The sequence below is a fragment of the Enterobacter cloacae complex sp. ESBL7 genome, from assembly GCF_041679625.1.
GTDB classification, from domain to species: Bacteria; Pseudomonadota; Gammaproteobacteria; order Enterobacterales; family Enterobacteriaceae; genus Enterobacter; species Enterobacter asburiae_B.
Window position 1 is genome coordinate 22,940 of sequence record NZ_JBGORN010000002.1, and the last position, 13,423, is coordinate 36,362.

Annotated in this window: 11 protein-coding genes; 8 read left to right on the forward strand and 3 right to left on the reverse strand. The window is 58.7% G+C overall.

The annotated features are described in order from the left end of the window. The first annotated feature begins 17 nt into the window (after positions 1-17). Both pdxJ and acpS read left to right on the forward strand, forming a co-directional pair. Entirely contained in the window at positions 18-749 is a 732-nt protein-coding gene (pdxJ, locus tag ACERY3_RS10285; RefSeq protein ID WP_032659491.1) for a pyridoxine 5'-phosphate synthase, read from the forward strand. Then, positions 749-1,129, forward strand: a complete 381-nt coding sequence (gene acpS, locus ACERY3_RS10290) for a holo-ACP synthase (RefSeq protein WP_023294331.1) — start codon at positions 749-751, stop codon at positions 1,127-1,129. The genes pdxJ and acpS overlap by 1 nt, the downstream gene beginning before the upstream one ends. Here acpS and ACERY3_RS10295 read toward each other — a convergent pair. Both ACERY3_RS10295 and ACERY3_RS10300 read right to left on the reverse strand, forming a co-directional pair. Continuing rightward, entirely contained in the window at positions 1,126-1,386 is a 261-nt protein-coding gene (locus ACERY3_RS10295; protein ID WP_008502177.1) for a YfhL family 4Fe-4S dicluster ferredoxin, read from the reverse strand. The genes acpS and ACERY3_RS10295 overlap by 4 nt on opposite strands. A gap of 46 nt (positions 1,387-1,432) precedes the next feature. Beyond that, on the reverse strand, positions 1,433-2,281 hold the full coding sequence (locus tag ACERY3_RS10300; RefSeq protein WP_023308844.1) for a MurR/RpiR family transcriptional regulator: 849 nt from the start codon (positions 2,279-2,281) through the stop codon (positions 1,433-1,435). Positions 2,282-2,398: 117 nt separating this feature from the next. On the opposite strand from ACERY3_RS10300, the gene murQ reads away from it, so the two are divergent. Genes murQ through tadA form a run of 4 tightly spaced genes read left to right on the forward strand, consistent with a single transcriptional unit; the run spans position 2,399 to position 5,868 of the window. After that, positions 2,399-3,292 carry an N-acetylmuramic acid 6-phosphate etherase gene (gene murQ / locus ACERY3_RS10305; RefSeq protein WP_373225570.1) on the forward strand — a complete coding sequence of 298 codons (894 nt, stop codon included), beginning with the start codon at positions 2,399-2,401 and terminating at the stop codon, positions 3,290-3,292. Between the two features lie 11 nt (positions 3,293-3,303). Then, positions 3,304-4,665 carry a PTS transporter subunit EIIC gene (locus ACERY3_RS10310; protein ID WP_094934618.1) on the forward strand — a complete coding sequence of 454 codons (1,362 nt, stop codon included), beginning with the start codon at positions 3,304-3,306 and terminating at the stop codon, positions 4,663-4,665. A 3-nt stretch (positions 4,666-4,668) separates the two neighbouring features. Next, complete coding sequence (gene yfhb / locus ACERY3_RS10315) at positions 4,669-5,304, forward strand: phosphatidylglycerophosphatase C (protein ID WP_039263757.1); 636 nt, start codon at positions 4,669-4,671, stop codon at positions 5,302-5,304. 24 nt (positions 5,305-5,328) lie between these two features. Beyond that, positions 5,329-5,868 (forward strand): tRNA adenosine(34) deaminase TadA, encoded by a 540-nt coding sequence (gene tadA / locus ACERY3_RS10320; RefSeq protein ID WP_182931068.1) that lies wholly within the window; start codon positions 5,329-5,331, stop codon positions 5,866-5,868. Here tadA and mltF read toward each other — a convergent pair. Beyond that, positions 5,756-7,306: a membrane-bound lytic murein transglycosylase MltF gene (gene mltF, locus ACERY3_RS10325; RefSeq protein WP_039263755.1), complete on the reverse strand. Its 1,551-nt coding sequence runs from the start codon at positions 7,304-7,306 to the stop codon at positions 5,756-5,758. The genes tadA and mltF overlap by 113 nt on opposite strands. 267 nt (positions 7,307-7,573) lie before the next feature. Here mltF and purL point away from each other — a divergent pair, with 267 nt between their 5' ends. Both purL and qseE read left to right on the forward strand, forming a co-directional pair. Further along, positions 7,574-11,461: a phosphoribosylformylglycinamidine synthase gene (gene purL / locus ACERY3_RS10330; RefSeq protein ID WP_373225571.1), complete on the forward strand. Its 3,888-nt coding sequence runs from the start codon at positions 7,574-7,576 to the stop codon at positions 11,459-11,461. A 533-nt stretch (positions 11,462-11,994) separates the two neighbouring features. After that, entirely contained in the window at positions 11,995-13,422 is a 1,428-nt protein-coding gene (gene qseE, locus ACERY3_RS10335) for a two component system sensor histidine kinase QseE/GlrK (RefSeq protein ID WP_373225572.1), read from the forward strand. Position 13,423 lies beyond the last annotated feature (1 nt).

Below are 13,423 nucleotides of genomic sequence, written 5' to 3' on the forward strand. Positions count from 1 at the left end.
AAATACCGAGGATTGTCATGGCTGAATTACTGTTAGGCGTCAACATCGACCACATCGCCACGCTGCGTAACGCGCGCGGCACGGCGTATCCCGATCCGGTTCAGGCGGCATTTATCGCTGAACAGGCTGGCGCCGACGGCATTACCGTTCACCTGCGTGAAGACCGTCGCCATATCACCGATCGCGACGTGCGCATTCTGCGTCAGACGCTGGACACCCGTATGAATCTGGAGATGGCAGTCACCGAAGAGATGCTGGCGATTGCCTGCGAGACCCAGCCGCATTTCTGCTGCCTGGTGCCGGAAAAACGCCAGGAAGTGACCACCGAAGGCGGTCTGGACGTGGCCGGTCAGCTCGACAAAATGCGCGATGCCTGCAAGCGCCTGGCGGATGCCGGTATCCTGGTTTCTCTGTTTATCGACGCCGATTTCGCCCAGATTAAAGCGGCGGCCGACGTGGGCGCACCGTATATCGAAATTCACACCGGCTGCTATGCCGATGCCAAAAACGATGCCGAACAGGCCAAAGAGCTGGAGCGTATCGCTAAAGCGGCCACGTACGCCTCAAGCCTGGGACTGAAGGTTAACGCCGGTCACGGCCTGACCTACCACAACGTGAAGGCCATTGCCGCCCTGCCGGAAATGCACGAGCTGAACATCGGCCACGCCATCATTGGCCGTGCGGTGATGAGCGGTCTGAAAGAGGCGGTCTCTGAGATGAAACGCCTGATGCAGGAAGCGCGTCAGTAATGGCTATTCTGGGCTTAGGCACCGATATCGTTGAAATAGCCCGTATTGAAGCGGTGATCGCCCGTAGCGGCGATCGCCTCGCAAGACGCGTGCTGAGCGATAACGAGTGGGCCATCTGGGAAGCGCATCAGCAGCCGGTGCGTTTTCTGGCAAAGCGCTTTGCGGTAAAAGAGGCGGCGGCCAAAGCCTTCGGGACCGGCATTCGTAACGGCCTGGCGTTTAATCAGTTCGAAGTGTTTAACGATGAGCTGGGCAAACCGAGCCTGCGTCTGTGGGGAGAAGCGCAAAAGCTGGCGGAAAAGCTGGGGGTGAATCATATGCACGTGACGATCGCGGATGAACGTCACTATGCCAGCGCGACGGTGATCATCGAAAGTTAAAGTTTGTCCGCGTGGTGCATCAGGACAAACTTATCCCATAGCTGCTCTTCGCTCTCGACGTGGGCCGGATCCTTCAGGATGGTATTCGGGATCGGGCACACCTTCTGGCAGGTCGGCGTTTCATAGTGGCCGATGCATTCCGTGCAGCGGTCGCTGTTAATCTCATAAATGCTGTCGCCCATCGAAATCGCCTGGTTTGGGCATTCGGGCTCGCACATATCGCAATTAATGCATTTTTTGGTAATTAACAGCGCCATCAGGAAATTCTCAGAAACAACACAAACCGGGCGGGCATTATACGCGTCAAACCAGTTTCTTTACCAGTTCTTCGCTGTGACGAATGCGCTCGGGCGCGCGCTCCAGATCCTGCTGCACCAGTGCCATAAACAGCAGGTCCGTCAGCATCATTTGCGCGCTGGTGGACGAGATAGCCGCGCTGCGCGTGGCCTGTTCCTCGGCAATGGTATATAAACAGCGCGTTGCCCGCTGCTGGAGGGCATTCGGCGTAAAACCGGTGATCGCCAGAATTTTACCGCCGACGCGCAGCGCTTCATCGGTTGCCATATTGATTTCACGGCGCTCGCCGGAGTAGGAGATGGCCAGCAGCAGATCGTCAGGATCCATTGCCTGTACGGTCGCCAGCAGGGCGTGCATATCCTGCTCGACGATGGCGTTAAGCCCAATTTTCGTCAGCTTCCAGCCAAAGTTACGCGCCACAAGTCCGGACGCGCCGATGCCGGTCAGAATGATCCGCCGCGCGCCGCGCAGCATCGCCACGCTCTCCAGCAGCTTCTCTTCGGTGTTCACATCGAGCGTCGCGTGCATGGCCGCCACGTTCTCTTTGATCAGCTTTTCGCCAACCAGCCGCATCGGGTCATCGCCGCGGATCTGATTATGCACCGGCATGGACTGCGGGTTGGGGTTGCTCACCAGCGCTTCGCTGATCGCCAGCTTGAGGGCGGGGAACCCCTTAAAGCCAATCTTCTGGGCAAACTTCACCACGCTGGACTGGCTCACGCCGGCTTCACTCGCCAGCTGCTGCGAGCTGAGATGGCGTGCATGGTCGGGTTGAGAAAGCAGAAAATCCGCCAGCTTCTTGTCGCTTTGGGCAAAGCCTGCATAGCGCTGGCGAATGCGAATTAAACAGTTCATAGGGTCTCCTGGCGAAAATGTGATTATCTGCGCAAATACGAATTTTGCTCGCCTGAATGAATTTTATATTCCATTATAGTGTGATTATTATGAATTAAAAATTCTTGAGGTACAAAAATGAATCTTGGCTCACTTGTTTCTGAAACGCGTAACCCGCAAACCATGGATCTGGATGCGCTCTCCACCCTGGAGCTGGTTAACCGCTTTAATCAACAGGATACGCTGGTCGCGCAGGCAGTGAAAGAGACATTACCCGAGGTGGCGAAAGCGGTCGATGCGGCGGCGGAAGCCCTTAAGGCCGGCGGTCGCATTATCTACATGGGGGCGGGCACCAGCGGGCGTCTTGGGGTCCTGGATGCGTCAGAATGTCCGCCCACCTTTGGGGTGCCGCACGGTCTGGTCGTTGGGCTGATTGCCGGTGGACCCGGCGCGCTGCTGAAAGCCGTTGAAGGAGCGGAAGACAATGCACATTTGGGCGAGGATGACCTGAAGGAGCTGAATCTGACCGAGAAGGATCTGGTGGTCGGGCTGGCGGCATCCGGGCGCACCCCGTACGTCATTGGCGGGCTGGAATACGCCAACCGGACGGGCTGCACGACGGTGGCCATCTCCTGTAATCCGGGCTCCCCGATTGCGCAGGTGGCCGCTATTGCTATCTCTCCGGTTGTCGGGCCGGAAGCGCTCACCGGCTCCACGCGCCTGAAATCCGGGACCGCGCAAAAGCTGGTGCTTAATATGATCTCCACCGGCGCGATGGTGAAGTTCGGCAAGGTTTATCAGAACCTGATGGTGGATATGCAGGCCACCAACGTCAAGCTGGTGGACAGAGCCTGCCGCATGGTGATGGAGGCGACAGGCGCAGGCCGTGAAGAGGCAGAAGCGGTACTCAAGCAGACCGATCACGATGTTAAACCGGCCATTCTGATGATCCTGAGCGGGCTGGATGCGGCGGCCGCGAGAGCCAAACTCGATGCGCATAGCGGCTTCTTACGGGCGGCATTAGAAAACTAACAGAGGCGTCTATGGACAAAACAGCAGCGCTCGCCAGCGATATCCTGCAGGGGATCGGTGGAGAAAAAAATATTCAGCGTCTCGAAAACTGCATGACGCGCGTGCGCGTCGAGGTGCATAACGACGACCAGCTCGACGTGCCGCGCCTGAAGCAGCTGTCCGGCGTCAGCGGCTACGTTAAACAGGGGCAGCAGCATCAGCTGATCGTCGGGCCGGGGAAAGCGGCGCAGGTTGTTGATGCCATGCGTGCGCTGATGGGCGTAAGCGCGAGCGCGTCGATTGACGATGCGGAACGAACGAGGGCGCAGGCGAAGGCCAAATACAAAGCCCCCATGAGCGATGCGCTGCGTCAGCTGGCAAACGTCTTTATTCCGCTGATCCCGGCGTTTATTGCCTCCGGCCTGATCACCGGGATCATCAATATCCTCAAGCGACCGGATATCGTGGGGGATTTCGCCACGCACTATCCGAACCTGCTGGGGATTCTCGGGATCTTCGGCAGCGCTGTTTTCGCCATTATGAACATTCTGGTCGGGGTGAATACCGCGAAGGTGTTTGGCGGATCGCTGGCCATGGGCGGGGTCATGGCGGGCATCTTGTCCAGCCCGCAGCTGGCGCAGATCACGTTGTTTGGCGAGGCGCTCCAGCCCGGGCGCGGCGGGGTGATCGCCGTGCTGCTGGTGGTCATTCTGATGTGCTGGATCGAGAAAAGGCTGCGCGCGGTTCTGCCTGGCTCGATCGAGCTTATTCTCAACCCGCTGTTGACCACGCTGATTACCGGTAGCGTAGCGATTGTGGCCCTCCAGCCGCTAGGCGGATGGATCTCTGAAGCCATCGCTCACGGCGCGTCTCTGGCTATTGACCGCGGCGGCCTGCTGGTGGGAGCGGTGCTGTCAGGTACCTTCCTGCCGCTGGTGCTGACCGGCCTGCACCAGGGGCTGGTGCCGATCCACGTCGAGCTGGTGCAGGCGCACGGCTATAACGCGCTGCTGCCTATCCTGTCGATGGCGGGCGTGGGGCAGGTCGGCGCGGCGATTGCCGTACTGATGAAAACTCGCAACGCGCGGCTGAAAAAAATGATTAAAGGCGCGCTCCCGGTCGGACTGCTCGGCATCGGCGAGCCGCTGATTTTCGGCGTTACGCTGCCGCTGGGTAAACCGTTTCTCGCCGCCTGTCTGGGGGGGGCGGTAGGCGGGGCGCTGATCAGCTACTGGAAAGTCGCCACCGTGATCACCTTTGGACTTTCCGGTTTACCGCTGGCATTAACCATCGTGACCGGAAAAGTGATGCTCTATCTGTTAGGCTATTTAGTAGCGGTGATCGCCGGGTTCCTGTTTACCTGGCTGTTAGGTTTCAACGACCCAGAGGAGTAAGGTTTGGCAAATCACGCGCGTCGCGTTGTCTTTTTCGACCTGGATGGAACGCTGCATCAGCAGGATATGTTTGGTACGTTTATGCGTTACCTGCTGCGGCGTCAGCCTTTGAATGCGCTGCTCGTGCTGCCGCTCTTACCGGTTATCGGGATCGCGCTGCTGGTGAAAGGCCGGGCGGCGCGATGGCCGATGAGTCTGCTGTTATGGGGATGTACCTTTGGGCACAGCGAAGCGCGGCTTAAGCAGCTCGAAAAGGATTTTGCGCACTGGTTTCGCGGCCACGTCGCCGCCTTTCCGGTGGTGCAGGCGCGCCTGACCAGCTATCTCGACGCGAATGATGCCGACATCTGGCTCATTACCGGCTCCCCGCAGACGCTGGTGGAGCAGGTCTACTTTGATACCCCCTGGCTTCCGCGCGTGAATCTTATCGCCACGCAAATTGCCCGCGGTTACGGCGGCTGGGTGCTGACCCTGCGCTGCCTGGGGCATGAAAAAGTGGTCCAGCTGGAGAAACGCATCGGTACGCCGCTGCGCCTGTACAGCGGCTACAGCGACAGCAAGCAGGACAACCCGCTGCTCTATTTTTGCCAGCACCGCTGGCGCGTCACGCCATCAGGCGAACTTCAGCAACTCGAATAGGCTTATCCATAATGGGCGTGTATAATGCCGCCCGCTTTTCGACTGGAGTATCAGCCTTTGTCCAACCCTGAACACAATCATGAATACTGGATGCGCCACGCGCTGACGCTGGCTCAACGCGCCTGGGAAGAGGGCGAGGTGCCCGTGGGCGCGGTGCTGGTTCATAACAACCAGGTGATTGGCGAAGGGTGGAACCGTCCTATAGGCCGCCACGATCCTACTGCGCATGCCGAAATCATGGCGCTTCGCCAGGGCGGTCTGGTGCTGCAAAACTATCGCCTGCTTGATACCACGCTGTACGTGACGCTGGAGCCGTGCGTGATGTGCTCCGGCGCGATGGTGCACAGCCGGATCGGGACTCTGGTTTTCGGCGCGCGGGATGAAAAAACCGGTGCGGCCGGTTCGCTGATGGACGTGCTGGGTCACCCGGGTATGAACCACCAGGTGAAGACTATCGGTGGGGTGCTTGCACCAGAGTGTTCGGGGCTATTAAGCGATTTCTTTCGAATGCGCCGTCAGCAGAAAAAGCAGCAAAAGGCAGAACTGAAGCTGTTGGGCGATTAAGCTCGTCCGGCGCCACGACCGGGTAGCTTTGAGCCAGCTGTTTGGCCTCCGTCGCCTCTTTCTCTTTCTCCAGCAGATACCCGACCAGGCTAATCTGATATTTACGGATATTTTCCACGTAGGCGTAGGCTTCATGTCCGCGCGCGTAGCCGTATGTCAGCTTGTTATACCATGGCTTTTGGCTCAGCAGCGGCAGGCGCTGCTTAACGTCTGACCAGCTGTCCGGGTTACCTTTCGTTTTTGCCGTCAACGCTCGTGCATCAAGCATATGCGCGTAGCCCATATTGTAGGCCGCCAGCGCAAACCAGATCCGCTCTTCTTCCGGCACCGTTTCCGGTACTTTAGCCATCATGTCCTGCAGATATCTCGCGCCGCCGCTGATGCTCTGTTCGGCGTCGGTACGATCGTTCACGCCCAGGCTCAGCGCGGTATTTTTTGTTAACATCATCAAACCGCGTACGCCCGTGGGCGACGTGGCCTGGGTGTCCCAGTGGGATTCCTGATACGAAATAGCCGCCAGCAGCTTCCAGTCAATCTCCTGGGCGTATTTTTCGAACAGCGGCTGCAGGTCCGGCAGGACGCTGTCTACCGCGCGCAGGAAGCTGCGGGTATCAACGTAGTCAAAGTCATCGCCGTGCCCGAGGTACTTTTCCTCCAGACGCGCCAGGGTACCGTCTTCATTGATGGTGTTGAAGAAATCAAGCATCGCGGCAGAGAAGGTCTGGTCGTCATCAAGCTGGCTAAACCAGGTCACGGGCTGCTCGTCGGTGACGTCCAGCGCCACGGCGATTTCAGGATGCACCCGTTGGAACAGGCTGATCGCGACCGAATCGGCGATGGTGTAGGGCACCTTCTGATCTTTTACCTGCTCCAGCAGCTCCGTCGTGCCGAGTTTTGGATCCACCGTCCAGCTCAGGTCGGGATATTTCTTCTCCTTGAGCTCCCGCAGATCGTCAATCACCACGTGGCCGGGCGCAATCGTCAGCTGCCGATCGTTAATCGTGGACAGCGAGCGCGGGCGCAGGCTCCCGACGCGGTAAACCAGCTGCTGAGAAACGGAGTAGTAGGTCGGGCCTGGCTGGTAGTTCTTGCTGCGCTCGCTGTTATACACCAGCCCGGCGGCGAGCATATCGGCATCGTCGTTATCGAGGTCGTCAAACAGCTGGTTGATATTCTGGCGGACGGTGATTTTAAGCTTCACGCCAAGATAATCGGCGAACTGTTGTGCCAGTTCATAATCCAGGCCAATGATTTTGCCGTTGACGTCGCTGTAAATCAGCGGCGAGTTGAGGGTACTGACGCGCAATTCCCCCCGCTCCTGAATGGCGGCGATACGGTTTTCGGCTTTGCCGAACCAGGGGATGGAAGGCCAGAGGGCCACTGCCAGCAGCAACGTTACAATGCCGATGAGCAGATAATTAATCTTTAATTTTTTCAATTAGTTAATTCTCTGCGACGCCGGTTGCCTCAGTCTGCTGTAGCCATGTTAATCATAAGGTTTGCCATTGAATGAGCGGCATTTTGCGTAAACTTGCGCCACTTGGCAACCAATTAGAGAGACAGGTCACATCTATTGTTAAATCTCTGTGCAAATTTTATTTCGACGCAAACGGTTTCGTCGGCGCTCAGGATTCTCTATAATGACGCCCGTTTTCCCCCCTTGCGCACACTGTAAGCGCCCCGGCGCTTCGAAGACGAGAGACTTATGATGGAAATTCTGCGTGGTTCGCCTGCACTGTCTGCCTTCCGTATCACTAAACTGCTGGCACGTTTTCAGGCGGCCGACCTTCCGGTAAGCAATATTTACGCTGAGTATGTCCATTTTGCTGACCTGAATGCCTCCCTGAATGCAGAGGAGCGCGTACAGCTGGAACGCCTGCTCAAGTATGGTCCAAGCCTGAACAGCCATACGCCAACCGGCAAACTGATCCTTGCTACGCCTCGTCCGGGCACCATCTCCCCCTGGTCTTCCAAAGCCACCGACATCGCCCACAACTGTGGCCTGAACCAGATTAACCGTCTGGAACGCGGCGTGGCGTACTACGTGGAAGCCTCTACCCTGAGCGAGGCGCAGTGGCAGGCGGTTGCGGCTGAACTGCACGATCGCATGATGGAGAGCGTATTTGCCTCTCTCGATGACGCGCAGAAGCTTTTCTCTCACCATCAGCCTGCGCCGGTACAGAGCGTAGACCTGCTGGGGCAGGGCCGTCAGGCGCTGATTGACGCCAACCTGCGTCTCGGCCTGGCGCTGGCAGAAGACGAAATCGACTACCTGCAGGATGCGTTTGTTAAGCTCAACCGTAACCCGAACGACATCGAACTCTACATGTTCGCGCAGGCTAACTCTGAGCACTGCCGCCACAAGATTTTCAACGCCGACTGGATTATTGACGGCGAACAGCAGCCGAAGTCGCTGTTCAAAATGATCAAAAACACCATGGAGCAAACCCCTGACCACGTGCTGTCTGCCTATAAAGACAACGCCGCGGTAATGGAAGGTTCCGAGGTGGGCCGCTTCTTCGCCGATCGCGAAGCAGGGCGCTATGACTTCCATCAGGAGCCCGCGCATATCCTGATGAAAGTGGAAACCCACAACCACCCGACGGCGATCTCCCCGTGGCCGGGTGCGGCGACCGGCTCCGGCGGTGAAATCCGCGACGAAGGCGCGACCGGTCGTGGCGCTAAACCTAAAGCGGGTCTGGTCGGTTTCTCCGTCTCCAACCTGCGTATCCCGGGCTTTGAACAGCCGTGGGAAGAGGATTTTGGCAAGCCAGAGCGCATCGTGACCGCGCTGGATATCATGACCGAAGGCCCGCTGGGCGGCGCGGCGTTTAACAACGAATTTGGTCGTCCGGCGCTGAACGGTTACTTCCGAACCTATGAAGAGAAAGTGGACAGCCACAACGGCGAAGAGCTGCGCGGCTACCACAAGCCGATCATGCTGGCGGGCGGGATCGGCAATATCCGTGCCGATCACGTGCAGAAAGGCGAGATCGTCGTCGGCGCGAAGCTGATCGTACTGGGCGGCCCGGCGATGAACATCGGTCTGGGCGGCGGCGCAGCCTCTTCTATGGCCTCCGGCCAGTCTGATGCGGATCTCGACTTCGCCTCCGTGCAGCGCGACAACCCTGAGATGGAGCGCCGCTGCCAGGAAGTGATCGACCGCTGCTGGCAGCTGGGCGACGCCAACCCGATCCTCTTCATTCACGACGTGGGCGCGGGCGGCCTGTCCAACGCCATGCCGGAGCTGGTGAGCGACGGTGGCCGCGGCGGGCGCTTCAACCTGCGCGACATCCTGAGCGATGAGCCGGGCATGAGCCCGCTGGAAATCTGGTGTAACGAATCCCAGGAGCGCTACGTGCTGGCGGTTGCTGCGGATCAGCTGCCGCTGTTTGACGAGCTGTGCCGCCGCGAGCGCGCGCCGTATGCCGTCATCGGTGAAGCGACCGAAGAGCAGCACCTTTCCTTAAGCGACACCCACTTTGACAACCAGCCGATCGATCTGCCGCTCGACGTTCTGCTCGGTAAAACGCCGAAGATGACCCGCGACGTAACCGCCCGCAAAGCGGCCGGCAAAGCGCTGGATCGCCAGGGCATCACCGTGGCAGAAGCGGTAAACCGCGTGCTGCACCTGCCTGCTGTGGCAGAGAAAACTTTCCTGGTGACCATCGGCGACCGCACCGTGACCGGTATGGTATCGCGCGATCAGATGGTCGGCCCGTGGCAGATCCCGGTCGCGAACTGCGCCGTGACCACCGCGAGCCTCGACAGCTACTACGGCGAAGCGATGGCTCTCGGCGAACGCACCCCGGTGGCGCTGCTGGACTTCGCGGCCTCTGCCCGTCTGGCGGTCGGTGAAGCGCTGACCAACATCGCCGCGACGCAGATTGGCGATATCAAACGTATCAAGCTCTCCGCAAACTGGATGGCCGCAGCCGGTCACCCTGGCGAAGATGCTGGCCTGTATGAAGCCGTGAAAGCGGTGGGCGAGGAGCTGTGTCCAGCCCTTGGCCTGACCATTCCGGTGGGCAAAGACTCCATGTCGATGAAAACCCGCTGGCAGGAAGGCAACGAGCAGCGCGAGATGACCTCTCCGCTGTCGCTGGTTATCACCGCCTTTGCCCGCGTGGAAGACGTGCGCCACACCGTTACGCCGCAGCTTGCGACAGAAGACAACGCCCTGCTGCTGATTGACCTGGGTAAAGGCCACAACGCGCTGGGTGCCACCGCGCTGGCGCAGGTTTACCGCCAGCTCGGCGACAAGCCAGCCGACGTGCGTGACGTGGCGCAGCTGAAAGGCTTCTACGACGCGATCCAGGCGCTGGTGGCGCAGCGTAAGCTGCTGGCCTACCACGACCGTTCCGACGGTGGCCTGCTGGTGACCCTGGCAGAGATGGCCTTCACCGGCCACTGCGGCGTGGAAGCGAACATTGCGACGCTGGGCGAAGACCGTCTGGCGGCGCTGTTCAACGAAGAGCTGGGCGCCGTGATTCAGGTGCGCGCGGCGGATCGCGACGCGGTTGAAGCGATTCTGGCGAAGCACGGTCTGGCAGACTGCGTGCACTATCTGGGTAAAGCCGTTCAGGGCGACCGCTTCGTGATTGAAGCAGACGGTCACGCGGTGTTCAGCGAAAGCCGCACCACGCTGCGCATGTGGTGGGCGGAAACCACCTGGCAGATGCAGCGCCTGCGTGATAACCCGGAATGTGCCGATCAGGAGCATAACGCGAAAGCGAATGACCAGGATCCAGGCCTGAACGTGAAGCTCTCCTTCGACATTAACGAAGACATCGCCGCGCCGTACATTGCGACCGGCGCGCGTCCAAAAGTGGCCGTGCTGCGCGAGCAGGGCGTCAACTCCCACGTTGAGATGGCGGCTGCCTTCCACCGCACGGGCTTTGATGCTATCGATGTCCACATGAGCGATCTGCTGGCCGGACGTACCGGTCTGGAAGATTTCCAGGCGCTGGTGGCGTGCGGCGGCTTCTCCTACGGCGACGTGCTGGGCGCGGGCGAAGGCTGGGCGAAGTCCATCCTGTTCAACAGCCGCGTGCGTGACGAGTTCGAAACCTTCTTCCACCGTCCGCAGACCCTGGCGCTGGGCGTGTGTAACGGCTGCCAGATGATGTCTAACCTGCGCGAGCTGATCCCGGGCAGCGAAGCCTGGCCGCGCTTTGTGCGCAACCAGTCTGACCGCTTCGAGGCGCGCTTCAGCCTGGTGGAAGTGACCCAAAGCCCGTCTCTGCTGCTGCAGGGGATGGTCGGTTCTCAGATGCCAATCGCCGTTTCCCACGGCGAAGGTCAGGTAGAAGTGCGCGACGCTGCGCATCTGGCTCAGCTGGAGAGCAAAGGCCTGGTGGCGCTGCGCTTTGTCGATAACTTCGGCAAGGTGACGGAAACCTACCCGGCTAACCCGAACGGCTCCGCCAACGGTATTACGGCGGTGACCAGCGAAAGCGGTCGCGCGACCATCATGATGCCGCACCCGGAACGCGTATTCCGTACCGTGAGCAACTCCTGGCACCCGGAAAACTGGGGCGAGGACAGCCCGTGGATGCGTATCTTCCGCAACGCGCGTAAGCAACTGGGTTAAGTTTTAGCCCCACACCCTTCCAGGCCCGGTCAGCGAAGCTTGACCGGGCTTTTTTATTTGTGTCGCAATTACGCGACAGACCCGTAATTCAACTGTCTCCAAAAGGCGACATTTAACTCGTTGATTTATATATGGCAGTAAAGGTTCCCGTTAAGGTGTTGCTTAATAGCGACACTTAGCCTGGAAATCATTCAACCGATAATTAACAGGCTAAACGAGTAAAACTCATATATTTCAAACTGTTAATATTTTGTTTTGCATTCTGGCACGGGTGTTGCATAATATTAACCAGTGGCTCATTCACCTTCTTATGTCAGCCCCTTCGGGACGCGCTACATAAACTTCGAATGACGCACAAAAAGGTGCCTGCCGTCCAACTACTGATCATAGCGATGCTTTATCAGGCCAGGGCGAAACGTCGAGTTAGGCACCGCCTCATTCCATGACAAAGCCGGGTTTTTACCCGGCTTTGTTGTATCTGAAGGGCAGACTCAGTTACGCTCTGCGTAAACCCCCATTAAGAGAGTAATGCGTTGAAACGCTGGCCCGTTTTCCCCCGCTCCCTGCGGCAGCTCGTCATGATGGCCTTCCTGCTGATCCTGCTGCCGCTGCTGATCCTTGCCTGGCAGGCGTGGCAAAGCCTGAACGCGCTGAGCGCGCAGGCGGCTTTGACCAACCGTACGACGCTTATCGACGCCAGACGCAGTGAAGCGATGACCAACGCCGCGCTGGAGATGGAGCGTAGCTATCGTCAGTATTGCGTGCTTGACGATCGGACGCTGGAAAAGGTTTATCAGAGCCAGCGTAAACGCTACAGCGAAATGCTGGACGCTCACGCGGGGGTCTTACCTGATGACAAGCTCTATCAGGCGTTACGTCAGGATTTGAACGATCTCGCGCAGCTGCAGTGCAGCAACAGCGGCCCGGATGCCGTTGCCGCCGCGCGCCTCGACGCTTTTGCCAGCGCCAATACCGAGATGGTGCAGTCTACGCGCGCGGTGATTTTCTCTCGCGGCCAGCAGCTCCAGCAGGAGATTGCCGAGCGTGGCCAGTTCTTCGGCTGGCAGGCGCTGGTTCTGTTCCTGGTGAGCCTCGGGCTGGTACTGCTCTTTACCCGCATGATCATCGGCCCGGTGAAGGGCATTCAGCGTATGATCAACCGCCTGGGGGAGGGGAAATCGCTCGGGGATACGGTCGCCTTTAAAGGTCCCCGCGAGCTGCGATCCGTAGGCCAGCGCATTATCTGGCTGTCCGAGCGCCTGGCGTGGCTCGAATCACAGCGCCATCAGTTCCTGCGCCATATTTCTCATGAGCTTAAAACGCCGCTGGCCAGCATGCGCGAAGGGACGGAGCTGCTGGCGGACGAAGTGGCCGGGCCCCTTACGCCAGAGCAGAAAGAAATTGTCGAGATCCTGGATAACAGCAGCCGCAATCTGCAAAAGCTGATTGAGCAACTGCTGGATTACAACCGCAAGCTGGCTGACGGGGCGGTCGTACTGGAAAACGTTGAAATTGAGCCGCTGGTGGATATGGTGATCTCCGCCCACAGCTTGCCAGCAAGAGCTAAAATGATGCATACCGGCGTTGAGCTGAATGCGCCTGCGTGCCTGGCTGAACCCATGCTGCTGATGAGCGTTCTGGATAATCTTTACTCCAATGCGGTGCACTATGGTACTGAATCCGGTAACATTTATATCCGAAGTAATACGAATGGTTCACGGGTGTTTATTGACGTCGCAAACACCGGCACCCCGATCCCCGATGACGAAAAAATCATGATCTTCGAACCCTTTTTCCAGGGGAGTCATCAGCGGAAAGGCGCGGTTAAAGGAAGCGGGCTGGGCTTGAGCATCGCCCGGGACTGCATACGACGCATGCAGGGTGAGCTAAACATTGCCGCGGACGAACGTTCAGATGTTTGCTTCCGTATCGAACTGCCCCTGAGCCGGAAAAATCAATAAA